This window comes from Mycobacterium sp., assembly GCF_004298145.1.
In the GTDB taxonomy this organism is placed as follows: domain Bacteria; phylum Actinomycetota; class Actinomycetes; order Mycobacteriales; family Mycobacteriaceae; genus Mycobacterium.
Window position 1 is genome coordinate 1 of the sequence record NZ_SCRH01000073.1, and the last position, 25,349, is coordinate 25,349.

The window sequence follows — 25,349 nt, forward strand, 5'->3', positions numbered from 1 at the left end:
GGGTCCCACGCCCGGGGCTTCGCCGGTGCCGCGGGCGAAGACCACTTGCACGTCCGGGCATTGGGCCGAGGCGGCGGGTATGACGGAACCGGACACGGCCGACGCGGCCATGCCCGATGCCGCGATCACTACTGCTGGACCAAGCGACCGAAAAATGTGACGCGCGTTCATGCCGCCCGACCTGCCCATGCAAGCCCCTCCCAAACTGTCAACTTACTGCTCATTTTCGTGATGTTTCCTACATACCGGGGCGCGGCGACAGGGTGCGGATAGTGGCTCCTTCGCCTCCATCGGACCGATGCAGCCATTGCGCACCCGGGTTGCCCACCAAAACACTTTAAGCCGTCGTTCGATGTTGTCCATCCTAGCCGGAGCCCGTGAGACACCCACACTCAGAGGGGTGGTGACATGGCAACGGGCGAAACGGGTTTCGGCGACGTGAACTTCGATCGTATCCGCGCTGAATTCCACTCATTCAAAGGCGGGCCCGACTACGCGGGCGACGGGAAGAACTCGGGCTTGGATTGTCCCGTCGGGGCGCAAGACGAGAAGTCCATTAGTGGATTGGATTCCACTCGAGCTGACATTGCTGAGCGAGCGCACAGGTGTCGGCAAGGTCACATCCTGACAAAAGTCAGATGCGCCCGGCGTGGCGCCCTATTAGAGTTACGTATCTTAGGGAAAGCTTATGATTCGTTAAGTACGGAAACAGGTAGCACGGAGCAAGGCTGTGAACACGGACCGTTTCGACGCGATCATCGTAGGTGCAGGTTTCGGGGGCATCGGCGCCGCAATTCAGCTCAAGCGCCTCGGGTTTGACGACTTCGTCATCCTCGACCGCGAGGACGACTTGGGCGGCACCTGGCATATCAACCACTACCCGGGTATCGCCGTCGATATCCCCTCGACCACGTACTCGTATTGGTTCGAACCCAAACCTGACTGGTCACGGTTGTTTGCGCCGGGTGCTGAGGTCAAGCAATACGCCGCGAGCGTCGCCGCCAAATACGACGTGCGCCGCCACATGCGGTTCAACACGACCGTGGAAGGCGCCCAGTGGGATGAGGACGCCGCGGTGTGGCGGGTCGCACTGGCCGGCGGCGAAACCCTGACCGCCCGCTACCTGATCACCGCGACGGGGTTTTTGTCCCAGCCGCGCATCCCGGACATCCCCGGCATCGCGAGCTTCCAGGGCAAGGTGATCCACACCACCGCGTGGGACCACGACTATAGCTACAAGGGGCGCCGAATCGCGGTCATCGGGACCGGGGCGTCCGCGGTGCAGGCCATTCCCGAGCTGGCCAAAGAGGCCGCGGACCTCACCGTGTACCAGCGCACCGCGACCCACGTGATTCCCAAGTTCGATTTCCCCATCTCCCCGCGGACGCAACGCCTGTTCGCGCGGGTGCCGGCGACGCAGCGGGCCCTGCGGTGGGTGAGCGACGTCGTTCTCGAGATCATCATGGTCGTCATGGCGCTGCATTTTCGGCAGTCGCGGGGCCGGGGGAACATTTCCGCCTCGGACCTGGCCAAGATCAACCGATTCCGGTGGATCCGGGACAAGGAACTGCGCGACAAATTGACGCCGGACTACGACCTCGGCTGCAAGCGGCCGACCTTTTCCAACAGCTTCTACCGCGCTTTCACCAAGCCGCACGTGCACCTCGAGACCAACACGATCGAGCGGTTCACGGCGGACGGCATCGTCACCGCGGATGGACGTAAGACCGTCATCGACACCCTGGTGCTCGCGACGGGATTCGACCTGTGGGAGGCCAACTTCCCGGCCATCGAGGTGGTCGGCCGAAAAGGACGCAACCTCGGAAAGTGGTGGCGGGAGACCAGGTTCCAGGCATACCAGGGCGTCTGCATGCCCTACTTCCCCAACTACTTGAGCCTGGCCAGTCCGTTTGCCTTCTCCGGACTCTCCTTCTTCCACACCATCGAATACCAGATGCGGCACATGGACCGGCTGCTCGGCGAGGTCAAGCGGAGGGGTGCGACGACCTTCGAGGTGACCGAGGACGCCAACGAGCGATTCATGCAGCGGATGACCAAACTGCTGGACGACTCGGTGTTCTACAGCGGCGACTGCGCGACGTCGCGGTCCTACTATTTCAGTCCCAATGGTGAAGCGTCGCTGCTGCGTCCGACGACGACACTCAACGCGGTGCGTGAAGCCCGCACCTTCCCGCTCAGCGACTACGTGATCGCCTAGGGCCACACCGGCCAATCGGCCAAGGTGTCCAGATACCGTTGGCGCACCGCGGCGATGCGGTCGACCAATGTGTCGAGCGTCCAGTCGTCGACCGAGATTGGCGGCAGCACAGCGACATCCACTGTGCCCGGATGGATCTCCATGGAATCGCGCGAGGCGATGATCTCCGCGTTGCGGATTACGATCGGTACGATCGGAACGCCCGCGGCCATGGCGATGCGGAACGCCCCCTTTTTGAACGGCCCCACCCCGGTGGTGTCCAGCGACGTACCCTCTGGGGCGATCAGGATGGACAGACCCTCTTTCGCGCGCTCTTCTACGTGGTGCAGGGTTTCCACCGCCGCCGCGGTGTCGTCTCGGTCGAGGAACACACCGTCGTTCAGCTTGAGCAGCGTGCCGATGATCGGGTCGCGCGCCAGTTCCTTCTTGGCGATCTTGATCCAGTCGTCGCGCATCAGCGCCGCGGCGATGAAGGGGTCGACCCGGTTGCGGTGGTTATAGAGAAACACGCCCGGGCGCCGTGCCGTCAGGTTCTGCGCGCCAACGACATTGATGCGGATGCCGTTGGTGGCAAGCAGCGCTCGAGGCCAGGTGGAGGTGAAGAAGTTGACCCCGCGGCGTCGGCTACCGTTCAGCAGGCCCAGCCCCAGGGCGCCGGCGGCGAGCGGAAGGGCCAGGCCGAATCCCGCTACCAACGCCGCCTGCCTGCGGACGCCGGCAAAGTGGGTGCGGGAGGGCGAAACCGGCTCGGCCAACGCCGGATCCGGCGGCCGAAGATCGTAGGACCACGCTTCCGGCGCTGGTTCACCTGCGGCGGACATCGGCGTCACGCGCTTCTCGGCAAGTGACGCTTCGGCAACTCATGTCTGCCGTGGCGTCGGCGGGCGCCGGCCGTCCGGCGGAGTTTGTTGCGCAACTTCGACGACGTGAATTTCAGGGTTTCCACGTCGTAGAAGAACCGAATCGTGCGGAAGGGGTAATACAGCAGCAGAAGGGTGGCGATCGTCGTGTACGCCGCCAGGCTCTTGATACCGTGCAGCTTCGTTGTCCGCGTATAGCGCGTGACATACCGATAGAAATCGCGCGATGAAGATTCCACCCGGCGGGCAGACATGGCCACCACCATGCCCGGCTCGTACGCGATCTCGAAGTCATTTTTGAATAAGGTCAGCGCAAGATCGACGTCCTCATGCAGGCGGTCTTCCAGGTCCAGCTGAGTCAGCTGACGAATCGACTTCCACGCCTGGGCGCGAATTGCCATGTTGGCTCCCAGGAGAAACCGCTCGTTCTTTGCGTACTTATGCACCCTGCCGCGCAGGATGCAGTCGAGCCAGAAAAGGAATCCCCGCAGCGGCATGTCATGAAAGCCCATGGGTCCGCTCGCGGCGTCAATGGCCGGATCCTCGAAACGGCGGCGAACCGTCTCGACCCAGTCCTTGGCAATGACGGAGTCGGCGTCGGTGCGGCCGATGATATCGCTCCGCGCATAGTCAAAGCCGTGGCTGCGGGTCGGGGCAATACCCTGATGCTCGTTTTGCTCGATCAGCTGTATGTCGAGGTCCGGGTTCTCGGCTTGATAGCGGCGGACGATGGATACGGTGTTGTCGGTCGACTTGTTGTTGACCACGATTATCTCGTCGGGTGCCGAAGTTTGGCCGATGCACGATTCGAGGCATTTGCCTATATAACGTTCCTCGTTATAGGCAGGAATGACGATCGCGACGGAAGGCTGTTGGGACATCGCTCGGAGACCAATCTGCGAGGGTGTAGGACGGAATCTGACATTGGCTTCGAGCCTGCACCAGTGAACATGCGTGCCGAATTCCCCGCCGGTAATTCATCACGCTTCGACTCCATGGCAATCGCGACCCAGTCTGCCTCCGAATATCGTTGATTTCCTTGAGACCTTAACCCCGGAAGGCCAACTTATTCAACACATGTCTATGTTGAACACATGAAAGGGCCAGAGGCCAAAGTGCCAGCAGGACAGCCGGACTGGTTACAGTGGGCAGGCTAACCTCGGCCATCCGCATCGCCGACCTGGCGCCACCGGCTAGCCGGGTGGGCCGCCTACCTGTTTTGCGGGATGGCGCTGGAGGCCAAATCACCGCGGATTATTCGATTTGCCAGTCGAGACCTCACGCCACAGCGTACGTTCACACGCATAACCAAACGTCACCAAAGTCGACGTCTGTGCTGAGCCGCATCGAATGCCCCACGGGAAACCTCGGGGCAAAGGGTAATAAATACCCTTCCGGCGGCCGGGGCGAGGCGAGGACGACATTCAATGAGGTATGCACCTCTGCTGACTGCCCGGTGAAATCCGCGTGAACACGAATCGCGCCGTCGCCACACAGACAGAACAGCCATTCATCGCACGTGCCATCTGTCGATTTTCGATCCCCATCATCTTCGGATGGCTGGCGATCACCGTCCTCGTTACCCTGGCTGTCCCTTCGCTGGAAAAGGTCGGACAAGACCACTCGATATCGATGACCCCTGAAGAGGCGCCGTCGATACAGGCGATGAAGCGAATGGGCAGGGTTTTCAGGGAATCCGATTCCGACAATGCGGCAATGATTGTCCTCGAAAGCGACCCACCGCTCGCCGACGATGCTCACAAATATTATGCCGGCCTGATTCGCAAGCTGAAAGACGACCCACGACACGTCCAGCACGTACAGGATTTCTGGGGCGATCCATTGACCGCCGCGGGTGCGCAAAGCGCCGATGGCAAGGCCACGTACGTTCAACTCGATCTCGCCGGTAACCAGGGCGAGGCCTTGGCGGCCGAATCGATTGACGCGGTTCGAGACATCGTCGCGCAAACGCCCCCGCCGAATGGGCTCAAGGTCTACCTGACCGGGCCGTCGGTGCTGATCGCGGATATGCACGCCACCGGTGACAAGTCGCTGGTTTTAATTACCGCGACGACCGTCCTGGTGATATTGGTCCTGCTGCTTGCCGTCTACCGATCAATCGTCACCACCATCCTGCTGTTGCTATTGGTCGGCATCGAGTTCGTAGCCGCTCGGGGAACCGTCGCGTTGCTCGGAGATTTGGGCGTTATCGGCCTTTCCACCTTCGCCGTCAACCTGCTCACATCGCTGGTGCTCGCGGCGGGAACGGACTACGGCATATTTCTGCTTGGCCGCTACCAAGAGGCACGTCAGGCCGGCGAGGACCGGGAAACGGCTTACTACACCACCTATCGTGGGGTCGCCCACGTTATCTTGGGCTCTGGCTTGACGATCGCGGGCGCGACATGTTGCCTGAGCTTCACGCGATTGCCCTATTTCCAGTCCCTCGGCATACCTTGCGCGGCGGGCACGCTCGTCGCGGTGGCGGCGGCGCTCACGCTGGGGCCCGCAGTCCTCACCGTCGGCAGTCGCCATGGTCTCTTCGACCCCAAGCGGATGATCAAGGTTCGTGGCTGGCGACGGGTGGGCGCCGTTGTCACTCGTTGGCCGGCGCCCGTTCTGGCGGCGACGTGTGGTGTCGCGCTCGTCGGCCTGCTTGCGCTGCCTGGGTACAAGACCAGCTACAACGACCGGCGATATGTGCCCGACTACATCCCCGCCAATGCCGGATACAGCGCGGCGGACCGCCATTTTTCTCAAGCGCGGATGAAGCCGGAGATCATGTTGATCGAGGCCGACCACGACATGCGCGACCCGGCAGACATGTTGGTGTTGAACAGGTTAGCCAAAGGCGTTCTCGCGGTTCCGGGTGTTTCCAGGGTTCAGGCGATAACTCGGCCGGACGGGACCACGCTGCCGCACACGACGCTGCCGTTCATGATCAGCATGCAAAACGCCAGCATGGTTCAAAACAGCACCTTTCAAACCCAACGCATGGATGATCTGCTCAGACAGGCGGACGAGCTGGCGAAGATGATCGACACCATGCAGCGCATGTATGACCTGATGTCGCAGCTCGTCGCCACGACCCACCACCTGACCGGCGAAACCCACGACATGCAGGCCATCACCGCCGAATTGCGCGATCACATCTCGGATTTCGAGGATTTCTTCCGGCCGCTCCGTAGCTACTTCTACTGGGAAAAGCACTGCTACGGCATTCCCGCCTGTTTCTCCATCAGATCCATCTTCGACACGCTCGACGGCGTCGACTTGATCAGCGACAAGCTGCAGGAGATGGTGAAAGATCTCGATCGGCTGGATGCGCTGCTGCCGCAGCTGCTCATGCAGATCCCACCGATGATCGACTCCATGCAAAGCATGCGAACCATGATGCTGACCATGCACAGCACCGGGTCCGGGGTCCTCGGCCAGATGAAGGAGAACAGCAAGGACCCCAGTGCCATGGGGCAGGCCTTCGACGCGGCCGAGAACGACGATTCCTTCTATCTGCCACCGGAAGTCTTCGACAACCGAGACTTCAAGCGCGGCATGGAGATGTTCTTGTCAGCCGACGGAAAAGCGGCGCGGTTGTTCATCTTGCACCGGGGCGACCCCGCGACACCCGAGGGCTTCGCCCGGGTCAACGCCATCAAGGCCGCGGCCGAGGAAGCGCTGAAGACAACCCCGCTGGAGAACGCCACAATCTCCCTCGGAGGCACCGCGGCGGTATTCAAGGACATCTCCGACGGCGCGAAATACGATCTGATGATCGCGGCGATCTCGTCGCTCTGCCTGATTTTCATCATCATGCTGGTGATCACCCGCAGCTTTGCTGCAGCGTTGGTCATCGTGGGGACGGTGGTCCTTTCGCTGGGGGCATCCTTCGGGCTCTCGGTGCTGTTGTGGCAGCACATCATCGGCATGGAGCTGCACTGGCTGGTGCTCGCGATGTCGGTGATCATCCTGCTGGCCGTGGGATCCGACTACAACCTGCTTCTGGTCGCCCGGTTCAAACAGGAGATCGACGCGGGGCTGAACACCGGGATCATCCGGGCCATCGGTGGTACCGGCAAGGTCGTGACGAACGCGGGCCTGGTGTTCGCCTTCACGATGGCGTCCATGGCGGTCAGCGAACTGCGGGTGCTCGGCCAGGTGGGCACCACGATTGGCCTGGGTCTGCTGTTCGACACCTTGGTGGTGCGCGCGTTCATGACCCCGTCCATCGCCGCTCTGCTGGGCCGCTGGTTCTGGTGGCCGCTGCTGGTACGCCGGCGCCCCGCCAGCGCATTGCCAAGGCCGACGGGGCCGCGCCCGTTGGTGCGAGCCTTGCTGGGCGACTAACCACATCCGCCGCACCCGCCCCGGCGGCGGGTGCGGCGGAGTGTGCGCCCCTAGCGACAATCTGAGATCGCTACTCGCCCTCGGTGAGGACCGAACACCCTGCTAGATGAGTTGGGCGACCGTGGTGACGACGATGAGGGCCAGCACGGAAGTTCCGATGAGGTGCACCTGGCGCCGGGGCGTGAGCCGCTTCGGGAGGGGCCACTGCTGCAGGGTGTGCTGGCGGTGCACGGCGATCAGAAACGTAACCAGCGCCACGGCGCCGGCCAAAACGGCGGGGATCAACGCCGTCGGCCCGACGGAGCCGTGCAGGTTCCTGATCATCAACAGGGCGCCGTTGGCCAGGAATGCGAACGATGTCCGAGTCCAGGCCAGCGTCGTTCGATCGGCCTGAGTCCCGCGATCCGCCGTCGAGTCGCTCAACCGATTACCGCCTTCGCGATCACCAACACGAGCGCGACGAGCCCGACCACCGTCAGGCCCACCGCGAGGTAGGTCGGTGAGGGATGCCGCGGCAGTGAGGTCCCGTGACGCATGGCGCGATCCGCCTGCCGCCAACGCAGCAACCCCATCCCGCTGGTGAGAATGGCCAGCAGCGCAAGCCCCGCACCGAGGACACGGCGCGCACCGGGTACCCCCAGCTCCGGAACCAGCTGCACGAGCGCGACCGCCGCGGCGAGCAGCCCCAGCGCCGTGCGCTGCCAGGCCAAGAAAGTCCGCTCATTGGCGAAGGTGAACCGGTAGTCGGGTTCGTGTTCTTCGGCGCTGTCGGTGTCGGCCACGAGCACATCGTTGCATGACGAGGGCTGTGCTGAATGATGGTGGCCAGCCACAAGTACGACCTGCGCGCCGCGGGTGCTCTGGGTTTCAAGACCGCGTTCGTCGCGCGCCCGCTGGAGTTTGGTCTCGACGGCGAGGCCGACGTCGTCTACCGACGAGTTGGACGTCAATGCGTCCGACTTCCTCGACCTCGCAGCGCAACCCGGCTGCTGATCAGCGGTGCGCGGATCCCGTCAGGGGCTGCCCGTTGGCCGCCTGCAGCAGGCAGATGACAGTGCTCGGGGTGGGGTTGGCCCCGGTGCGATCCTGATTCGAGTCGATCAGGTAGGTGATCGAAAGCGGGCTGCCCTCAACGGATCGGCCGGTATACGGCGCGAACCCGGCGGCGCAATCCCGATTCGCGACGCCGGCGACCGCGGTGTCGACGGCCATCGGCGCCCGCAGATACACCTCGGCCAAATGCGCCGTCGCACAGTCGACTACGGTGACCGTCACGCGGCTCAGGTCCGGCGGGGGCAGGTCGGCCACGCACTCGCCGGCCCGCAGGTCGATCCACTTCTCGTGGTGCGAGCCCGACGGTGCGGGAGCCGCCGTGGCGGTGGCGCAGGCGCCCAGCATCGCCAGGGCGGCGGCCAGGCCGCACACCACGTAAAGGGCCCGCATGCAGTGCAGTTTAGGCACTTTGGAACGTCGGCGGCACGGTATTCGTCAGCGCCGGGTCCGGCTTTTCCGACGACATCGACAGGAACCCGCGCACGCAGCGCGCGGCCAGCAACCAGTTCGTCGGCTTCTTCATGTCCAGGCCACCCAGGAGCTGTTTGACCATCGTCAGGCTGTCGAAGTAAATGCGTTCGCAGACAAGTGTTTCCGTCTCGTCGAAGACGAAGTAGGCGGTCATCCGGACGCGGAACCGGCTACCGGTGGGCGGCACCTTCCCCAGGTAACCGCGGTGGGTGCCCATGAGCCAGAATTCGACGATCACCGCGTCGGCGCTGTGCCGCAGCGCGATGATTTCGTGATCCTGATCGGGAAACGCGATCCGCGTGTCGGCGTAGTAGCCGCGCACCGCCACGTCGCCGTCGTGCACGAGCATCTGGGGGATCAGCTCATAGCGCGGATGCGGGAAGGTCGACAGGACGTCGTCCCAGGCCTGGCGGACCTCGTGGTGGAAGTGGTCGAGCACAAGTTTCTGGCGGGCGGCCAGCACCTCGGGAACGGGAAACGCGGGGATGGTCACGGGACCAGCGTAAGCCCGGGTTTCGGGTCGGTCGGCTGTGTGACGTCGTGGGATTTGATAGCGCATGCGCTATCGGATTCGAGAAAGCGATATACCTTGGGAGACAGGAGAATCCGCCGAGCAGCTACCGCGGGGGCGTCCAGGCGACCGGCAGGCTCTTGATGCCGTGAATGAATTGCGACAGCAGCCGCGCGGGTTCGTCCGTCGCGACGATGTCGGGTATCTCGCGGCGCAATTCGTCGAAGACGACCCGGATTTCGCGACGAGCCAGGTTGGCGCCCAGGCAGAAATGGGCGCCGCCGCCGCCGAAGCCGAAATGCGGATTGGGGGTGCGCGCGACGTCGAAAAGCCAGGGATCCTCGAACGTCGACTCGTCGCGATTGGCCGAGTTGTACCACAGCGTGACCTTGTCGCCGGCCTTCATCTTGGTGCCGCCGAGCTTGAAGTCCCGGGTCAGCGTGCGTCGCATGTAAACCACCGGGGAAGCCCACCGCACGACCTCCTCGACCGCGGTCGGCGCCAGGTGGTCGAAGTTGGACCACCACTTGTCCCGCTCGGCGGGATAGCGCGACAGCGCGAGCACGCCGTGGCTGATCGCATTGCGCGTCGTCTCGTTGCCGGCCACCACCAGCAGGATGAAGAACGACGCGATCTCCGTCGACGTCAGCCGTTCCCCGTCGACCTCGGCTTCCACCAGGCTGGTGGTCAGATCGTCGAGGTGATTGGACCGCCGGTCCTCGGCCAGCGCGCTGGCGTAGGCGCCGATGTCCATCGACACCTGCATGAACTCCCCGAAATCCGTGGCCAGGTCCGGGTCGCCGAACCCGAGAATCACGTTGGTCCAGTGGAAGATTCGCTGATGGTCCTCCTCGGGGATGCCCATCATGTCGCAGATGATCTGCAGCGGTAGCGGGCCGGCGAGCTCGCTGACCAGCTCGGCCTGCCCGTCGGGATGATTGGCGATCAGCGAGGAAACCAACCGGCGGGCCCGCTCGCGGACCGAGGCCTCGATGCGCGCCACCACTTTCGGGGTGAACGCGCGGCTGACGATCGAGCGCAGCCGCTGATGCCGCGGATCGTCGAGCACGATCATCGAGCCGAAGTATTCGCTGATCTCGGGCGTGTTGTCGTTGATCGTGATGTTGGGGCTGGAGCTGAAGATGTCCGCGTGACGGCTCGCGAAATACACGTCGTCATGCTTGGTCAGCGCCCAGTGCCCGCTGCCGGGTTCGAACCCCTCGTACTCGATCGCGGGCCAGAACGAGATCGGCGCCTCGCGGCGCAAGGTGGCGAAGGCGCCGTCGCGGAAATCGTCGTCGAACCCCCAGAAGTCCAGCGACTCGAGATGGATGTCGGCCAGCGGAATGTCGGGCGGTGGCGCGCCGTTCGTCCGCGCCGCCAAGCCGGCTGTCACGCTTTTGTTGGGACCCGTCTCGAGACTCACCCAGATCTCCTTTTGTCGTGAGCGAACCGCTCGGTCAGTGGGTGCAGACCGTTCTGGCGGGCACACCGACGGTTGCCGTGGCCGCACTCACCACGTTGCCGTCGACGAAAATCTTGCAGGAGATGGGGCCGGGCCCCTGCGCGCTGAGGGTGAACACCTCCCCGCCGAACCCGGTGAACTCCGTCGACCACGGCAACGGCGCATTGACCTGATGCAGCTGCCCGGTGTCGGTCTCGTAGTAGATGAATTCGGCGACCGCGGGGCCATTGACCTCATAGCGGACCTGAGGCAGCTGGGGTAGGGCGTTGGCCACGCCACAGGCATTCGCGAACCCGAGTCCGGCGGCCAACAAAATCGACGGTCCGGTGAGGTGCTTCGTCATGAATTGCATCGTGTCACCACGGGCGACGGTACGGAAGCTTAATGTGAAGTTCCGGGCGGGGGCTGGTGAGGTGGAAAGGTGGCGTCGAAGCATGGCGGAACACGGCTCAAAGCGGGTAGTGGTGTTTGGCACTGGTTTCGTCGGCAAGATGGTGATCCCCGAGATCGTCAAACACCCGTCGTTCGAATTGGTGGGCGTCGGTGTCAGCAGTCCGAACAAGGTTGGCCGCGATGTCGGCGAGATCTGCGGGATGGCCGAGCGGGTGGGTGTTCTCGCGACCGACGACATCGATGCCCTGATCGCTTTGCAGCCTGATGCGCTGGTGCACTACGGCCCGACGGCCTTGCACGCCAAAGAGAACATTTCGCTGATCACCCGGTTCCTGCGGGCCGGCATCGACGTGTGCTCGACCGCGATGACGCCGTGGGTCTGGCCGACCATGCACCTCAACCCGCCCAACTGGATCACGCCCATCACCGAGGCGTGCGAACTGGGAGAGGCGTCCTGCTTCACCACCGGCATTGACCCCGGGTTCGCCAACGACCTGTTCCCCATGACGCTGATGGGCCTGTGCTCGGAGGTGCGCCGGGTGCGGGCCTCGGAGCTGCTGGACTACACCAACTACGAGGGCGACTACGAAGTCGAGATGGGCATCGGCCGCGAGCCCGAGTACAGCCCGATGCTGGAAAACCGCGACGTGTTGATCTTCGCGTGGGGTGCCACCGTCCCGATGATCGCCCACGCCGCCGGCATCATGCTCGACGAGATCACCACCACCTGGGACAAGTGGGTGACACCCACCGAGCGCACCACCGCCAAGGGCGTCATCAAGGCCGGGCACGTCGCCGCCGTCCGGTTCACCATCAACGGCGTCTACGGGGGTGAGACCCGCATCCAGCTCGAGCACGTCAACCGGATCGGACTCGACGCCGCCCCGGACTGGCCGTCGGGCCATGACAACGACGTCTACCGCGTGGAGATCGACGGGACCCCGAGCATCTTCCAGGAGACCGCGTTCCGGTTCACCGATGGCTCGGGGCGCGACGCCGCCGCGGCCGGCTGCCTGGCGACCGGGCTGCGGGCGCTCAATGCCGTCCCGGCCGTCAACGACCTTCGGCCGGGCTGGGTCACCCCGCTCGACCTGCCGCTCATCGCCGGGGCCGGCAACATCCGCTGATCGGCGCACAGCGGCCGCATAGCTACCGCCGACACGCGATACAGGTTCTGGCGGCACAATGGCACCTAGACGATGGCGGCTAGACGATGGCAGCTAGACGATGGCGAATCGGTGCTGTGAACACGGGGGTCGAAATATGGCCGATGGAGCTGGGACCGCGCTGGGCTTATCGATCGGTGCCACCAATCTCGCGGCCGTAACCGCCGATAACGCCATCACCCGCAAGCCCGTTCTGACGCTGTATCCGGACCGCCCCGCCGAGATCGGCATCCCCGCCGAGAACCCCAGGCTGCGAGGGCCGGGCGTGGTGATCACCGGCTTCGTGAATCGAGTCGGCGACCCGCGCGGAATCGTGGCCCCCGACGGCTCGGTGCACCGCAGCGAGGTGGTGCTCGCCGACGGGTTACGGGCACTGGCCTATGCCGCCACCGGCGGGCGCCCCCTGCCCGACAACGTCGCGGTCACCTATCCGGCCCATTGGGAGTCGCCGGCGGTCGAGGCCCTGGGCGCCGCCCTGGGGGAAATCCCCGAATGGTCGCAACGCGCGCGCCCGATCCTGTTGATTCCCGATGCCGCCGCGGCGCTGCTCGCCGTGCGGGCCAACCCGGGCATACCGGCGCGCGGGACCGTGGCGGTATGCGATTTCGGCGGCAGCGGCACCAACATCACCTTGATGGACGCGGACGGTGACTACCGGGCGTTGGCGCCGACCGTGCGGCACCGCGATTTCTCCGGCGACCTGATCGATCAGGCGCTGCTGGGCGTGGTGGTGGCCAACATGCCGACCACCGGCGCATTCCCCACGGGCACGGCGGCGATCGGCTCGCTGAGCCGGCTGAGGGGTGGGTGCCGGGTCGCCAAGGAACAACTGTCCTCGAGCACCGCGACCATGCTGACCGACGGACTGACCGGGGCGCGCGGCGAAATCCGGCTCACTCGACACGAGCTTGACGACGCGATCCGCCCGGCGCTGACCAGCTTCATCGCGAGGCTGGATGAAGCGTTGGCGCACAACGGAATCCGCGATCTCGTCGCGGTGGTTTCGACGGGTGGTGGGGCGAACCTCCCGGCCGTCACCACGACGCTGTCACGGCATTTTCGTGTCCCGGTCGCCACCACGCCGCGGCCCCAACTCACGGCGGCGGTCGGCGCCGCGTTGCGGGTGGCGCACGGTGCCGGTGACGCCGGCGCAACGTTGTCCGCGCCCGCCGCGCCCGCCGCGCCCGCCGCGCCCGCCGCCGCGACGGCGCGGTCGGCGGTGCGGCCCGATCAGCACGCGGAGGCGACCGCCACCGCCCAGGTGCCACCGGCGGAACCGACACCGGGCGGGATGCCGATACGGGCCTGGTCGGCGACGGGTCATCACTCGCGCGTCACGCCGGTCGGCCCGACGCCCGACGCGGCGGTGACCTCTCGGATCGATGCCGCGACCCCTGTGCGCAAGCGGCTATTCGCGCGGTGGCGACTGCTGCCGGTGGCCGCGGTCGTCCTCACCGCTGCGGCGGTGCTGCTGGTGGGGGCCGCCGTGGCGATCGGACTGAGCTCGCAGCACACATCGGCGACAACGCCGGCGCCCGCCCTGACCACGACCCCGGCCGCGCCGGCGCCTTCACCCAACAGCACGACGGCCCAGCCCGGGCCGCAGGACGTTCCGGTGCCGTCGACCTCCGATACCAACCCGCCGGCCGGGACCGAGACACCGACGACCACCACGCCGGCGGCGACCCCGCAGGCGGTCCCGCCCGCACGTCCGGCATCCCCGCGTAGGGAGGCAGTACCGCCGATTCCACCCATCCCCGGAGTCAACGGACCCATCCCCGGTATCGACCGCGTCAACGAGATCATTCAGGAGTTCGAAGGCGGCCTGGGCATCAGCCTCCTGGGGCCGCTACCCGCTCAGTGAGCTTGATTCGGGAATTCCCTTTCAGCTCAATTCTTTTCGCCCTTGTTCTCCGCGGTCGCGGCTTTCCTCAGCACCTCGTTCAGGGCCTTGTCCTTGTCGATCTGGTCCTGCAAATCTTTTTCGTCGCGCGCCTGGTCGCCCGCGGCCCGGTCGTCCGAACCCGCGCCCTCGACGACTTCATGCTTCGGGTTGCCGTCCTCGTCCAGCCACTCGTTGACCGCGGTGCCGGACACGCTGCCGCCGGTGCCGGGTAGCACTATTGTGGGCTTGTCCGCGTAGGCCTCCATCATTTCGGCGGCCTTCTTCTTGTCGTCCTCGTCCGGCTCCGGCTTCTCCGTCAACCGTTGACCATCGTCTCGGTCGGCCCCTTTATCGTCCTGCACGCTCATGCATCTACCCCCTCGCAGTCGCAAGTTCGACGATGACAAGGGGTTACCCGTTGCGCGGCTGTGCCGAAACTCTCGTCAGCGCAATTCGTCACCCTTGACCAGCACAACCAACGCCTGGGGAATCCGCATCGGCTCGGGTGCGCTTGACAGGCGCTCGGCGACCGCGCTCTGCAGCTGCTCGGCGAATTGCGCGGCCCGCGCGTCGTGGACCCCGCCGTCGAGCGCACCCACCAGTGCGGGGAACAGCGCGGACCGCGCGAAGGCCGCCCACTGCGCCCCGAAAGCCCGCGCGTCGTGATCCAACTGGAAACGCGCCCAGAATCGATCCTCGGCGTTGAAGATCTCGAGGTGCTCGACCATCAGGCCTTCGAACCGCCCCTTGGGCGCGAACGGGGCACGAAAATCCTTCTCACTGCGGGCAAACGTGGGAATAGTCATGCGCCGCAGCTCATCTGACCGCAGCAGCCCGTCGCGCGCCAGATCGTCCAGCGTCCCGACGAGGGCGTCGAGCAATGGGGCGAAGCCCGCCGTCCGGTCCTCGTCGGCCGCCAGCGTCAACGCCACCAACCGGCCCTCGGGGGCCAGTTCCCGGCCGCGGAACGCGACGAAGTTATGCCAGTCCAGCGCGGCCTGATCGGAATACGCCGAGCGCGCCGAGTCGTCGTCGCTGCACGACACGTGTATGTGATCGGGTATCTCGCAGGGCGTTCGGCTCAACCACTGGGTTGCCCAGGACGTCCAGCCCAGGTTGACGGTCTTGGACGGCACAATCTGGTTGTAGAACGACCGGCCGATCGCCGACGTGAACGTGGACGCGTCGAACTGCAGGTAACTTTCCGGATCGTCGGCCACCGTGTCGAACAGCGCCGTGAAGTCGTTGCGCGGAACGTCGGTGTGCACCACCAGGATTGCGTGATCGTGGCGGGTGCGCCGCCGCAACACCGCGATGGCCGCCGACAGCGGCTTGAGTGAATTGTGACCGTTGGCGGCGCCGTAGTCCGCGATGACGATCGGCTGTGGGGCCTTGGGCAGCCCGACTTGCTCCGCGGCCCGCTCGAACTCCGCGATCGCCTTCGCCAAACCGGCGGCCCGCAGCCGCGATGCCTCGCTGTAGGTCGGCTCGGGGCGGACCACAATGCTCGATTCGGGCATCCGTGGTTCGGGCGGCATACGGCCAACGATAGTGGCTGGGCTGGTGGCCAGTTCGGCTTGGCGCAATCAGTGGCCGCGAGCCACCCACTCCTCGTAGTGCACGATCTCGTCGCCGACGGTGGTGCTGTCGCCGTGGCCGGTATGCACGACGGTGTCGCCGGGGAGGGTACCGAGCCGGCCGGAGATCGACTGCAGGATCGTGGGGAAGTCCGAATAGGAGCGCCCCGTCGCGCCCGGCCCGCCGGAGAACAGGGTGTCCCCGCTGAACACCACACCGAGTTCGGGGGCGTACCAGCACACCGAGCCGGGGGAGTGCCCCGGCGTGTGCAGCGCCAGCAGCTCGGTGCCGGCGACATCGATCGTGTCCCCGTCGGCGATCGTGCGGAAGTCTTTGTCCGGGTGAGTCATTCGCCACAACACGTCGTCGGCTGGGTGCAGCAGCACCGGTGCGTCCAGGGCCGCGCCCAATTCGGGGGCCACCGTGACGTGGTCGTTGTGTCCGTGTGTGCACACCACCGCGACCACATTGCGCTTACCCACCGCGGTCAAGATCGGCTCGGCGGTGTGCGCCGCGTCGAACACCACGACGTCGGAGTCGTCGCCGACGATCCAGATGTTGTTGTCGACTTCCCAACTGCCGCCGTCGAGTTCGAATGTTCCGTGGGTGACCAGGCGTTCGACGGCTTTGTCCGAGGCCGTCATCAGAGCACCACCACCGAGCGCAGCACGTTGCCCCCGTGCATCTTGTGGAATGCCTCTTCGACGTCGCCGAGGCCGATGCGCTCGGAGACGAACTGCTCGAGCGGAAGCCGGCCCTGCAGGTACAGGTCGATCAACGTGGGGAAGTCGCGTTCGGGCAGGCAGTCGCCGTACCACGACGACTTCAGCGAGCCGCCGTGGCTGAAGAAATCCACCAGCGGCATGTCCAGGGTCATGTCGGGGGTCGGAACGCCCACCAGCACAACGGTTCCGGCTAGGTCACGGGCGTAGAAGGCCTGCTTGTACGTTTCGGGCCGGCCCACCGCGTCGATCACCACGTTCGCGCCGAACCCGTCGGTGAGATCCTGGATCGTCTTGACCACGTCAAATTCGCGGGCATTGACGGTGTGCGTGGCGCCGAATTTGCGGGCCCAGTCCAGTTTGGTGTTGTCGGTGTCCACGGCGATGATGCGCCGCGCGCCCACCAACGCCGCCCCGGCGATCGCGGCATCGCCCACGCCGCCGCAGCCGATCACCGCGACGGTGTCGTCACGAGTGATGGCGCCGGTGTTGATCGCCGCACCCAGTCCGGCCATCACGCCGCAGCCCAGCAGCCCGGCGACCGCGGGGTCGGCGGCGGGATTGACCTTGGTGCACTGGCCGGCGGCGACCAGCGTCTTGTCGGCGAAGGCCCCGATGCCCAGGGCGGGGGTGAGCTCGGTGCCGTCGGTCAGGGTCATTTTCTGGGTGGCGTTGAAGGTGTCGAAGCACAGGTGCGGGCGGCCGCGTTTGCAGGCCCGGCACTGACCGCACACCGCGCGCCAGTTCAGGATCACGAAGTCGCCCGGGGCCACGGCGGTCACCCCCGGGCCGACGGCCTCGATGGTGCCGGCGGCCTCGTGGCCGAGCAGAAACGGGTACTCGTCGTTGATGCCGCCCTCGCGGTAGGTCAGGTCGGTGTGGCACACCCCGCAGGCGATGACGTCGACCAAAGCCTCTCCGGGTCCGGGATCGGGAACGACGATGTCCACCAGTTCGACGGGTTCGCCCTTCTTACGTGAAATCACACCGCGCACTGTCTGACTCATGGGCTCCAACCTAGGCGTTCGCCGCCATACATCTCGCGGCGGGCCGTCCACCCATCGGGCCGGTGTAGCGTCGCAGGACGTGACGGCTTGGGAGACCACCGAAGAATTCACCGGACGCATCGCCGCGACGCTCGACGGCGCCAGCCTCACGATCTTGCTGAGCATTGGGCACCAGACCGGTCTGCTGGACACGATGGCCGGGCTCGCGCCGGCCACCAGCGCGCAGATCGCCGACGCCGCCGGCCTCAACGAGCGCTACGTCCGCGAGTGGCTGGGCGGCATGACCACCGGGCACGTCGTCGACTACGACCCCGACACCGCCACCTACTCGCTGCCCGCCCACCGCGCGGGAGTGCTGACGCGTGCGGCCGGGCCCCAGAACCTCGCCGTGGTGGCCCAATTCCTGCCGCTGCTCGGCGAGGTCGAGCAGAAGATCGTCGGCTGCTTCCGGGCGGGCGGCGGGCTGCCCTACAGCGAATTTCCGCGCTTCCACCAGCTGATGGCCGAGGAGAGCGGCGCGGTGTTCGACGCCACGCTCGTCGACGTCGTGCTGCCGTTGGTGGACGGCCTTCCCGACCGCCTGCGCGCGGGAGCCGACGTGGCGGATTTCGGCTGCGGCAGCGGGCACGCCATCAACGTGATGGCGCAGGCGTTCGGCGCCAGCCGCTTCACCGGCATCGACTTTTCCGAACAGGCCATCGCCACCGGCATCCGCGAGGCCGCCGACCGCGGTCTGACGAACGCCGCCTTCGAAAGCCACAACCTCGCCGAGTTGGACAAGCCGGACGCCTACGACGTCATCACCGTGTTCGACGCCATCCACGATCAGGCTCAGCCGGCGCGGGTTTTGGAGAACATCTACCGGGCGCTGCGCCCCGGTGGTGTTCTGCTGATGGCCGACATCAAGGCGTCGAGCCGGCTCGAGGAGAACGTCGGTGCGCCGATGAGCACCTACCTGTACACGACGTCGTTGATGCACTGCATGACGGTGTCGCTGGCGTTGGACGGCGCCGGACTGGGCACCGCCTGGGGAACGCAACTGGCCGTCAAGATGCTCGGCGACGCCGGATTCGACGACGTGCGGGTCGCCGAGATCGAGGCGGACCCGATCAACAACTACTACCTGGCCTTCAAGCGGGCCGGGCAGTGACGCGCGATGTCCTGGAGGTCTTAGCCGACTGGCCGGTGCAGGCCGCCGCCGCCGCCGTCATCGGGCCCGGCGGCGTGCTGGCCGGCCACGGCGACACCGAGCGGGTGTTCGAGCTGGCCTCGGTGACCAAGCCGCTCGCGGCGCGCGCCGTGCACGTCGCCATCGAGGAAGGCGCCGTCGACCTCGACACCGCCGCCGGCCCGCCCGGTTCCACCATCCGCCACCTGCTGGCGCACGCCTCGGGTTTATCGATGCACTCCGAGAAGGTGCTGGCCGCCCCCGGCGCCCGGCGCATCTACTCCAACCAGGGCTTCACCGTGCTGGGCCAGACGGTGGAACGCGAGACCGGCATCGACTTCGCCCGCTATCTGACCGAGGCGGTGTGCGAACCGCTCGGCATGGCGACAACACGCCTCGACGGGGGCGCGGTGGCCGCCGGGTTCGGCGCGACGTCGACCGTGACGGACCTTGCCGTGTTCGCGGGGGACCTGCTGCGCCCGTCCACGGTCTCGCAGCGGCTGCATGCCGAGGCCACGACGGTGCAGTTTCCGGGTCTGGACGGCGTTTTGCCCGGATACGGGGTGCAGCGGCCCAACGATTGGGGGCTGGGTTTTGAGCTCCGGGACACGAAATCGCCGCACTGGACGGGAGCGCGGAACTCGGCGCGAACGTACGGCCATTTCGGCCAAACAGGCGGGTTCATCTGGGCAGATCCGGAGATCGAGCTGGCGCTGGTGGTGCTCACGGACCGCAATTTCGGGGAGTGGGCGCTGCGGCCGTGGCCGGCGATTTCCGACGCCGTGATAGCCGCGTACAGCTAATTCGCACAGCACACTAGCGCAACACGGGTATCACAGGGCACAATAGACACGCACGACACAGAAAAAATCGAAGACTTCGCACAAGCTGTCCTGCTTGCCGGGTCCACAGGTCGTTGGGGAAGACGTCCCTCGTGGAACCGAAGGAGCAGGAAATGCGAGCGTCGAATCAATTCGCCGACGTGACGACTGGCGTGGTGTACGTGCACGCCTCGCCGGCGGCCGTGTGCCCGCATGTCGAGTGGGCGTTGTCGTCGACCCTGGGGGCCAAGGCGAACCTGAACTGGACGCCCCAGCCGGCGATGCCAGGTCAGCTGCGTGCGGTCACCAACTGGGTCGGTCCCGTCGGCACCGGCGCCAAGCTGGCCAACGCGTTGCGCTCGTGGTCCGTGCTGCGGTTCGAGGTCACCGAGGATCCCAGTCCCGGAGTCGACGGCCATCGCTTCAGCCACACCCCGCAACTGGGTCTGTGGACCGGGGCGATGAGCGCCAACGGCGACATCATGGTCGGGGAGATGCGGCTGCGGGCGATGATGGCCCAGGGCGCCGACACGCTGGCCGCCGAATTGGATTCCGTGCTCGGAACGGCCTGGGACGAGGCGCTCGAGGCGTACCGCGACGGCGGCGACGGCGGCGAGGTGAGCTGGCAGAGCCGGGGCGTCGGTTAGGTTTCCCGGCGAGCTGACGCTTACGCGCCCAACAAAAGCCCCCGAAAATCGCAATTTTCGGGGGCTTTTGCGGCTCTCGCCCGCGGGGTGATGTTGCCCGACCGGTGCCGCGGTCACGGGCGGAAGTTCGGTGGCGAGTTTGGGTTGATCGCGCGCCCGCTTTCGCCGCCGGTTCGGCCGTCCTGCTTACCACCCCTCTCGGGCGGCAAACTGCTAATATAAAGGACGTATATCCGGTAAATAGGTGGGATGGCAGGTGGCGAGGTGGACGGCGAAACAGACGCGCCGGTGAGGCGGCCACAACCAGATCGGCTGCCTCGCAACCGGCAACGCGAACGGGTGCTGGCGTTGGTGCGCGAACACGAAGGTGCCGTCGACGCCGTAGAGCTGGCCTCGGAAATGGGTTTGCATATCACGACCGTGCGGTTTCATCTGGACGCCCTGTGTGACGAGGAGTTGATCGTGCGCACCAAGATGAACCGGCCCGGCCGCGGTCGCCCCCGCACCGGCTATCGAGCGGTCGAGACGGGCATGGACTATCGGACTCTGGCCGAGATCCTGGCGATGGAGTTGGGCCGGACGGAGGAGACGCGCGGGCTCCGTGCGCAGCGTGCCGGACGGAAATGGGCCAGCCGGATCGTGGTTCCCCGGGAGGACGCGGAGGCCGACACCGGCGACGTGCTCGACCGGGTGGCGGCGGACACCGCCCGGGCTTTCACGCGGTTGGGGTTCGGCCCTGAACTCGTCGCGGCGGCAGAGCCGGCGCCGCCACCCGCTGACGGTGACCAGACGGCCGGGCGGGAGCGGACCATTCGGATGCGCGCCTGCCCGGTCAGGGATCTGGCCAGGTCCCACCCCGAGGTGGCGTGCGGGGTGCATCTGGGGTTGCTGCAAGGCATGCTCGACAATGCACCCGACGAAAAAGGCCGGCCGGTGTCCCCACACCCGGCGATGCAGGCTCACCTCGAGCCGTTGGTCGAGCCCCAACTGTGTGTGGCCAGGCTGGTGGCGAGGTGAGTGACGTCCACGTGCGCCGGATCTACGACGCGGCGACACCCGGTGACGGCACCAGGGTTTTGGTGGACCGGATCTGGCCCCGCGGCATCAGCAAAGCCAGGGCGAATCTGGATGAGTGGTGCAAGCAGATCGCTCCATCCACCGAACTGCGAAAGTGGTACCACCACGATCCGAAGTTGTTCGACGAATTCGTCCGCCGCTACCGTGACGAGTTGACGGATTCCGGCCGCGCAGAAGCACTGGCGCATCTGCATGGCTTGATGAAACGGCGGACATTGACGCTGCTGACCGCCTCCAAAGCCGTCGATATCAGCGAGGCCGCGGTCCTCGCCGATCTCCTGGCCACCGATTCGGGCAAGGACTGACCCGTCCAACGACAAGGCCGGGCCGACTATGGAACCCGCGGACGGCTAGGCCGGTTCGCAGATCACCACCGGGATCACCCGGTCGGTCCACGATTGGTATCTGCCCCACCGCGGGTTGTGCGCGATAAGTCGCGGCCAGAGTCGCGCGCGTTCCGTCTCGTCGGCGACCCGGGCATGCATGTTGCGAGTCTGCCCTCGGATCTGAACGCGCACATCGGGATTGGCGCGAAGGTTCAGAAACCACATTGGGTGTCTGGGCAGACCGCCCTGTGACGCCACCAGAACCAGTCGGGCGCCGTCGGCCATGAAAATCAGTGGGGTGGTTCGGGATAACCCGCTCTTGCGGCCGGTGGTGGTCAACAGGCACAGCGGGAGCCCCAACTCGTGGCCGGCAACGCGGCCATCGGTGGCGCGATAAATCGCCACATTCGCCTTGGAAATCCGTTTCAGGAGCCGCGGAGCCAGAGCGGAAATCAGGAAAGGGGGCCGCTTGGGTGCGGCCCCCCGAGTAGCAGTGGGCCAACGCCAGATCATTTCTATTCCTTGTTCGAGCCGCGCGCGGATTCCGCTGCGGCAGTCGGTTGGAGTCACCTCGAGGCGGGGGGCCGCCGGATGGCGGGGGCCTCGCACTCGCATACCCCACGTGCCACCTCGGTAGGTCTTCTTTTAGATGAGTGTAGACCGTTAAAATAGTTTTAGTGCAGGTGCGCACATCGGGATGTCAACGCCGCGGGTCAGCCATCACGCAAAGGACGCGACGAGTCATTCGGGAAGTAGGAAACGGCCATGAAAAACATCGAAACCCCCGAAATCGAAGCACTCGGTGATCACGATTACCTCGTGCGTCTTGCCCAGGACGAGGAACGTGTGACCATCCGGATACGGGCCACGCCAGAGGTCGTCGCGCGCATTGCCGGACCCGATACCGACGAAACGCGCGTCATCGCGGCCACCATGGCCTATCTGACTGCGCGTCAGAGCCCCGACGACCTACCAAAGCAACTGGACCTCGACGACATCATCGCCGCCTACGACGATTACCTCGATGATGTCCGTACCGAGATCGGCAACCCGGGATGAACGGCATCGGGAATCCGGTGATCGCACGCGCGCATCGTTAGCGGGCGGGGCGCAGGATCTGCAGAGCGCCTGGCACCACCGAGATCTCGGCCGGCAGCGCGCACGCGAAGTCGCCGTCGGCGTAGACGTTGATGCCGGGGCACTCGACGTGCACCGATCTGGCGCGCGTCGTGCTCACCTCGTCGAGGTTGACGTGGGTGCCCTTCATCACGGTGGGGAAGAGGCGGACCAGCTTGGTGCGGGACGCCTCGTGCACCATGGTGATGTCGAGCAGGCCGTCGGTGTAATCGGCTGTGGGACATATCCGCATCCCGCCGCCGTAGCTGCGGGTGTTGCCGAAGGCGGCCAGCGTGATCTCGGCGTCGACCTCCCTGGTGCCGTCGAACACCATGCGAAACGGTAAGAGCCGCAACTGGGACAGCTCGGCGAGCATCGCGACGTAATAGCGCAGCCTGCCGTGCGGCCAGCGCATCCGGTTGGCGCGATCGGTGACCAGCGAATCGAAGCCGGCGGCCGCCACGGTGCCGAACCATTTGCTCGCCCCGTCGCCGTCCGTGATCCGGCCCAGGTCGATGGTTTCGGTCAAGCCGTCGACGATGATGTCCGCGGCCGCCTCGGGGTTCCGGGTGGGGATGCCGAATTCACGGGCGTGGTCGTTACCGGTTCCCGCGGGGACGATCCCGGCGGGAACATCGGTGCCCGCCAACACTTGTAGCGCGTTGGAGAAGACGCCGTCGCCCCCGGTCACCATGACCGCGTCGGCGCCCTTCTCCAGCGCCGCCCCGACCAGGTGCCGCGCGTCTTCGGCGTCGTCGCCGATGATTTCGACGACCTCCACACCCCGCTTGTGCAGCCGGGCGATCGCGAGCTGGGCAGCCCGGACGGCGGCGCCGTGTCCCGAGAGCGGGTTGGTCAGCGCGATCACCTTGCCGATTTCGCGGCGGCGCAGCGGTGTCACGGAATCAGCTTGCCGGGATTGAGGATTCCGGCCGGATCCAGGGTCGCCTTGACCGCGCGTAGCACCTGCACTCCCAACTCGCCGATCTCGTCGCGCATCCACGGCCGGTGATCGGCGCCGACCGCATGGTGGTGGGTGATGGTCCCCCCGGTGGCCATGATCGCATCCGACGCGGCCTTCTTGGCCGTCTTCCACTGTTCGATCGGATTGCCCCGTTGCCCCGCGACGACGGTGAAGTACAACGAAGCTCCGCATGCGTAGACGTGCGAAATGTGACACATCACCAGCGCCGGAGTGCCGGTCTCGGCCAAAGAGTCGGTGAGCGCCTGGGTGACAGCGGATTTGAGAGCGGGGACGTTGGACCAGTCGGTGGCGGTCTCGAGCGTCTCGCACAGCGCACCCGCCGCGAGCAGCGAGTCGCGCAGGTACGGCGCGCCGAACCGGCCGCGCTCCCATGCCCGCGCGGGTCCTTCGCCCAGCGAGGTACCGCCCATGGCGGCGAGTAGCGCACTGGTTTCGGCGTGCCGGCTCTCGACGTGCTCCCTGGTCCCCTCGAACATGGTGATGCCCAAACATCCTCCGGTGATCTGAGATTCGCCGATCGCCTCGGTGGTCGCCAGGTTGACTCCCGTCTCCGCCTCGTCGGAGAGCCGAACGACGGTGGGGCCGGTGGCATTTTGGGTGACGGCCCGCAGGGCCGCGGCGCCGGTCGCGAAATCGGGGAACGACCAGGCCTCGTAGCGGACGGCTTCCGGGGCGCGGTGAACCCGTAGCCGGACCCGGGTGATGACGCCCAGGGTGCCTTCCGAGCCGATCAGCAGCTGACGCAGGTCGGGGCCCGCGGCGGATTCCGGCGCGCGACCCAGATCCAGGGTGCCCACCGGGGTGATCACGCGCAGTCCCCGGACCATGTCGTTGAACCGGCCGTAGCCCGCCGAGTCCTGCCCGGAGGAGCGGGTCGCGGCAAAGCCGCCGATGGTGGCGTACTCGAAGCTCTGCGGGAAATGACCGAGTGAAAAGCCATGTGCGCCAAGGAGTCTCTCGGCATCCGGCCCGGTGACGCCCGCCTCGAAGACGGCCTGGCCGGATACCTCGTCGAGCGAGATCAGCCGATCGAAACGGCGCAGATCGAGCGAGACGACGGCGCCGAACTCGGCGCGGTCGGGATCGAGCCCACCGACCACGCTGGTGCCCCCGCCGAAAGGCACGACGGCGATGCGCCGCTCGGAGCAGTAGCGCAGGATCGCGGCAACGGCATCCTCACCGGCGGGGCCGCCGGGCAGCAACACGGCGTCGGGCGCATCCTGCGGGCCGCGTTGCTTGCGGTTGAGCAGGTCGATGGTGGACTTGCCGCCCGCGTGCAGCAACCGATCGGAATCCGCGGTTCGGCAGTACTCGGCACCGACGATGGCCGCCAGCGCCTCCCGGTCCGTCGGCGACAGGGTCGACGGACGCAACCGCACCTGGTCGGGTTGCAGCTCGGCCGCGGGGGACCCCTCGACCCCCACGGCTTGCTGCAGCAACGACCGGATCCCTTCCGAGAGTGGCTTGGCCGCGGCGGGGTCTCCCCACGCGTTCCATTTCATGGGTGGCAAGAGCCCCTCGGGATGCGTCATGCGT

At 66.0% G+C, this 25,349-nt stretch carries 24 protein-coding genes and 3 pseudogenes; 11 read left to right on the forward strand and 16 right to left on the reverse strand.

All coding sequences use genetic code 11. The features are described from left to right. Nucleotides 1-189 (reverse strand): annotated as a pseudogene (locus EPN51_RS28735) (cutinase family protein); the annotation flags it as partial. Between the two features lie 541 nt (nt 190-730). Here EPN51_RS28735 and EPN51_RS28740 point away from each other — a divergent pair. Then, a complete protein-coding gene (locus EPN51_RS28740) occupies nt 731-2,218 on the forward strand; it encodes an NAD(P)/FAD-dependent oxidoreductase (RefSeq protein WP_293049273.1) in 1,488 nt (495 codons plus the stop codon). A gap of 5 nt (nt 2,219-2,223) precedes the next feature. Here EPN51_RS28740 and EPN51_RS28745 read toward each other — a convergent pair. Together EPN51_RS28745 and EPN51_RS28750 are read right to left on the reverse strand one after the other, a co-directional pair. After that, nucleotides 2,224-2,934 (reverse strand): annotated as a pseudogene (locus EPN51_RS28745) (lysophospholipid acyltransferase family protein); the annotation flags it as partial. 110 nt (nt 2,935-3,044) lie between these two features. After that, entirely contained in the window at nt 3,045-3,959 is a 915-nt protein-coding gene (locus EPN51_RS28750; protein ID WP_293049274.1) for a glycosyltransferase family 2 protein, read from the reverse strand. Nucleotides 3,960-4,545: 586 nt separating this feature from the next. On the opposite strand from EPN51_RS28750, the gene EPN51_RS28755 reads away from it, so the two are divergent. Beyond that, entirely contained in the window at nt 4,546-7,422 is a 2,877-nt protein-coding gene (locus tag EPN51_RS28755) for an RND family transporter (RefSeq protein ID WP_293049275.1), read from the forward strand. Nucleotides 7,423-7,524: 102 nt separating this feature from the next. On the opposite strand, the gene EPN51_RS28760 is transcribed toward EPN51_RS28755, so the two are convergent. Both EPN51_RS28760 and EPN51_RS28765 read right to left on the reverse strand, forming a co-directional pair. Continuing rightward, nucleotides 7,525-7,845: a DUF202 domain-containing protein gene (locus EPN51_RS28760; protein WP_293049276.1), complete on the reverse strand. Its 321-nt coding sequence runs from the start codon at nt 7,843-7,845 to the stop codon at nt 7,525-7,527. Then, nucleotides 7,842-8,204 carry a DUF202 domain-containing protein gene (locus EPN51_RS28765; protein WP_293049277.1) on the reverse strand — a complete coding sequence of 121 codons (363 nt, stop codon included), beginning with the start codon at nt 8,202-8,204 and terminating at the stop codon, nt 7,842-7,844. The genes EPN51_RS28760 and EPN51_RS28765 overlap by 4 nt, the downstream gene beginning before the upstream one ends. 33 nt (nt 8,205-8,237) lie before the next feature. Between EPN51_RS28765 and EPN51_RS28770 the strand changes: the two are divergent. After that, nucleotides 8,238-8,415 (forward strand): annotated as a pseudogene (locus EPN51_RS28770) (haloacid dehalogenase type II); the annotation flags it as partial. Here EPN51_RS28770 and EPN51_RS28775 read toward each other — a convergent pair. The 4 genes from EPN51_RS28775 to EPN51_RS28790 form a co-directional block, all read right to left on the reverse strand. Next, nucleotides 8,416-8,865, reverse strand: coding sequence for a hypothetical protein (locus EPN51_RS28775; RefSeq protein ID WP_293049278.1), 450 nt, complete (start codon nt 8,863-8,865; stop codon nt 8,416-8,418). A 10-nt stretch (nt 8,866-8,875) separates the two neighbouring features. Continuing rightward, entirely contained in the window at nt 8,876-9,439 is a 564-nt protein-coding gene (locus tag EPN51_RS28780) for an ester cyclase (protein WP_293049279.1), read from the reverse strand. Nucleotides 9,440-9,563: 124 nt separating this feature from the next. Next, nucleotides 9,564-10,883, reverse strand: coding sequence for a cytochrome P450 (locus EPN51_RS28785; RefSeq protein ID WP_293049280.1), 1,320 nt, complete (start codon nt 10,881-10,883; stop codon nt 9,564-9,566). 34 nt (nt 10,884-10,917) lie between these two features. Further along, entirely contained in the window at nt 10,918-11,265 is a 348-nt protein-coding gene (locus tag EPN51_RS28790) for an MmpS family transport accessory protein (RefSeq protein ID WP_293049281.1), read from the reverse strand. 91 nt (nt 11,266-11,356) lie between these two features. Here EPN51_RS28790 and EPN51_RS28795 point away from each other — a divergent pair, with 91 nt between their 5' ends. Both EPN51_RS28795 and EPN51_RS28800 read left to right on the forward strand, forming a co-directional pair. Then, nucleotides 11,357-12,442, forward strand: coding sequence for a dihydrodipicolinate reductase (locus EPN51_RS28795; protein ID WP_293049282.1), 1,086 nt, complete (start codon nt 11,357-11,359; stop codon nt 12,440-12,442). Between the two features lie 136 nt (nt 12,443-12,578). Beyond that, nucleotides 12,579-14,345, forward strand: coding sequence for an Hsp70 family protein (locus tag EPN51_RS28800; RefSeq protein ID WP_293049283.1), 1,767 nt, complete (start codon nt 12,579-12,581; stop codon nt 14,343-14,345). Nucleotides 14,346-14,371: 26 nt separating this feature from the next. On the opposite strand, the gene EPN51_RS28805 is transcribed toward EPN51_RS28800, so the two are convergent. The 4 genes from EPN51_RS28805 to EPN51_RS28820 form a co-directional block, all read right to left on the reverse strand. Further along, nucleotides 14,372-14,734, reverse strand: a complete 363-nt coding sequence (locus EPN51_RS28805; RefSeq protein ID WP_293049284.1) for a hypothetical protein — start codon at nt 14,732-14,734, stop codon at nt 14,372-14,374. 75 nt (nt 14,735-14,809) lie between these two features. Beyond that, entirely contained in the window at nt 14,810-15,904 is a 1,095-nt protein-coding gene (locus EPN51_RS28810; RefSeq protein WP_293049285.1) for an SAM-dependent methyltransferase, read from the reverse strand. Nucleotides 15,905-15,952: 48 nt separating this feature from the next. After that, a complete protein-coding gene (locus tag EPN51_RS28815; RefSeq protein ID WP_293049286.1) occupies nt 15,953-16,588 on the reverse strand; it encodes an MBL fold metallo-hydrolase in 636 nt (211 codons plus the stop codon). Next, entirely contained in the window at nt 16,588-17,673 is a 1,086-nt protein-coding gene (locus tag EPN51_RS28820; protein ID WP_293049287.1) for an S-(hydroxymethyl)mycothiol dehydrogenase, read from the reverse strand. Before EPN51_RS28820 ends, EPN51_RS28815 begins: the two co-directional genes overlap by 1 nt. Before the next feature lie 79 nt (nt 17,674-17,752). Here EPN51_RS28820 and EPN51_RS28825 point away from each other — a divergent pair, with 79 nt between their 5' ends. From EPN51_RS28825 to EPN51_RS28845, 5 genes are all read left to right on the forward strand, one after another. Beyond that, a complete protein-coding gene (locus EPN51_RS28825; protein ID WP_293049288.1) occupies nt 17,753-18,823 on the forward strand; it encodes a class I SAM-dependent methyltransferase in 1,071 nt (356 codons plus the stop codon). 11 nt (nt 18,824-18,834) lie between these two features. Then, entirely contained in the window at nt 18,835-19,644 is an 810-nt protein-coding gene (locus EPN51_RS28830; RefSeq protein ID WP_293049301.1) for a serine hydrolase domain-containing protein, read from the forward strand. A gap of 152 nt (nt 19,645-19,796) precedes the next feature. Further along, nucleotides 19,797-20,309, forward strand: a complete 513-nt coding sequence (locus EPN51_RS28835; protein ID WP_293049289.1) for a DUF3145 domain-containing protein — start codon at nt 19,797-19,799, stop codon at nt 20,307-20,309. A gap of 249 nt (nt 20,310-20,558) precedes the next feature. Next, nucleotides 20,559-21,326, forward strand: coding sequence for a transcriptional regulator (locus EPN51_RS28840; RefSeq protein WP_293049290.1), 768 nt, complete (start codon nt 20,559-20,561; stop codon nt 21,324-21,326). Beyond that, a complete protein-coding gene (locus EPN51_RS28845) occupies nt 21,323-21,691 on the forward strand; it encodes a DUF488 domain-containing protein (RefSeq protein WP_293049291.1) in 369 nt (122 codons plus the stop codon). The genes EPN51_RS28840 and EPN51_RS28845 overlap by 4 nt, the downstream gene beginning before the upstream one ends. Before the next feature lie 45 nt (nt 21,692-21,736). On the opposite strand, the gene EPN51_RS28850 is transcribed toward EPN51_RS28845, so the two are convergent. Beyond that, a complete protein-coding gene (locus tag EPN51_RS28850; protein ID WP_293049292.1) occupies nt 21,737-22,225 on the reverse strand; it encodes a nitroreductase family deazaflavin-dependent oxidoreductase in 489 nt (162 codons plus the stop codon). Between the two features lie 252 nt (nt 22,226-22,477). Between EPN51_RS28850 and EPN51_RS28855 the strand changes: the two genes are divergently transcribed. Next, nucleotides 22,478-22,771, forward strand: coding sequence for a hypothetical protein (locus tag EPN51_RS28855; RefSeq protein ID WP_293049293.1), 294 nt, complete (start codon nt 22,478-22,480; stop codon nt 22,769-22,771). Between the two features lie 37 nt (nt 22,772-22,808). Here the strand turns inward: EPN51_RS28855 and EPN51_RS28860 are convergent, their stop codons facing one another. Both EPN51_RS28860 and EPN51_RS28865 read right to left on the reverse strand, forming a co-directional pair. Beyond that, nucleotides 22,809-23,729, reverse strand: coding sequence for a diacylglycerol kinase (locus EPN51_RS28860; protein ID WP_293049294.1), 921 nt, complete (start codon nt 23,727-23,729; stop codon nt 22,809-22,811). Beyond that, nucleotides 23,726-25,315 carry an FAD-binding oxidoreductase gene (locus EPN51_RS28865; RefSeq protein ID WP_366509477.1) on the reverse strand — a complete coding sequence of 530 codons (1,590 nt, stop codon included), beginning with the start codon at nt 25,313-25,315 and terminating at the stop codon, nt 23,726-23,728. The genes EPN51_RS28860 and EPN51_RS28865 overlap by 4 nt, the downstream gene beginning before the upstream one ends. Nucleotides 25,316-25,349: the final 34 nt, after the last annotated feature.

What these genes read in the sequence shown, in the direction of transcription:
- EPN51_RS28750 (WP_293049274.1), bottom strand. Translation starts at nt 3,959, where the DNA reads ATGTCCCAACAGCCTTCCGTCGCGATCGTCATTCCTGCCTATAACGAG.
- EPN51_RS28775 (WP_293049278.1), bottom strand. Translation starts at nt 8,865, where the DNA reads ATGCGGGCCCTTTACGTGGTGTGCGGCCTGGCCGCCGCCCTGGCGATG.
- EPN51_RS28790 (WP_293049281.1), bottom strand. Translation starts at nt 11,265, where the DNA reads ATGACGAAGCACCTCACCGGACCGTCGATTTTGTTGGCCGCCGGACTC.
- EPN51_RS28795 (WP_293049282.1), top strand. Translation starts at nt 11,357, where the DNA reads ATGGCGGAACACGGCTCAAAGCGGGTAGTGGTGTTTGGCACTGGTTTC.
- EPN51_RS28800 (WP_293049283.1), top strand. Translation starts at nt 12,579, where the DNA reads ATGGCCGATGGAGCTGGGACCGCGCTGGGCTTATCGATCGGTGCCACC.
- EPN51_RS28805 (WP_293049284.1), bottom strand. Translation starts at nt 14,734, where the DNA reads ATGAGCGTGCAGGACGATAAAGGGGCCGACCGAGACGATGGTCAACGG.
- EPN51_RS28810 (WP_293049285.1), bottom strand. Translation starts at nt 15,904, where the DNA reads ATGCCGCCCGAACCACGGATGCCCGAATCGAGCATTGTGGTCCGCCCC.
- EPN51_RS28815 (WP_293049286.1), bottom strand. Translation starts at nt 16,588, where the DNA reads ATGACGGCCTCGGACAAAGCCGTCGAACGCCTGGTCACCCACGGAACA.
- EPN51_RS28820 (WP_293049287.1), bottom strand. Translation starts at nt 17,673, where the DNA reads ATGAGTCAGACAGTGCGCGGTGTGATTTCACGTAAGAAGGGCGAACCC.
- EPN51_RS28835 (WP_293049289.1), top strand. Translation starts at nt 19,797, where the DNA reads ATGCGAGCGTCGAATCAATTCGCCGACGTGACGACTGGCGTGGTGTAC.
- EPN51_RS28840 (WP_293049290.1), top strand. Translation starts at nt 20,559, where the DNA reads ATGGCAGGTGGCGAGGTGGACGGCGAAACAGACGCGCCGGTGAGGCGG.
- EPN51_RS28850 (WP_293049292.1), bottom strand. Translation starts at nt 22,225, where the DNA reads ATGATCTGGCGTTGGCCCACTGCTACTCGGGGGGCCGCACCCAAGCGG.
- EPN51_RS28855 (WP_293049293.1), top strand. Translation starts at nt 22,478, where the DNA reads ATGAAAAACATCGAAACCCCCGAAATCGAAGCACTCGGTGATCACGAT.
- EPN51_RS28865 (WP_366509477.1), bottom strand. Translation starts at nt 25,315, where the DNA reads ATGAAATGGAACGCGTGGGGAGACCCCGCCGCGGCCAAGCCACTCTCG.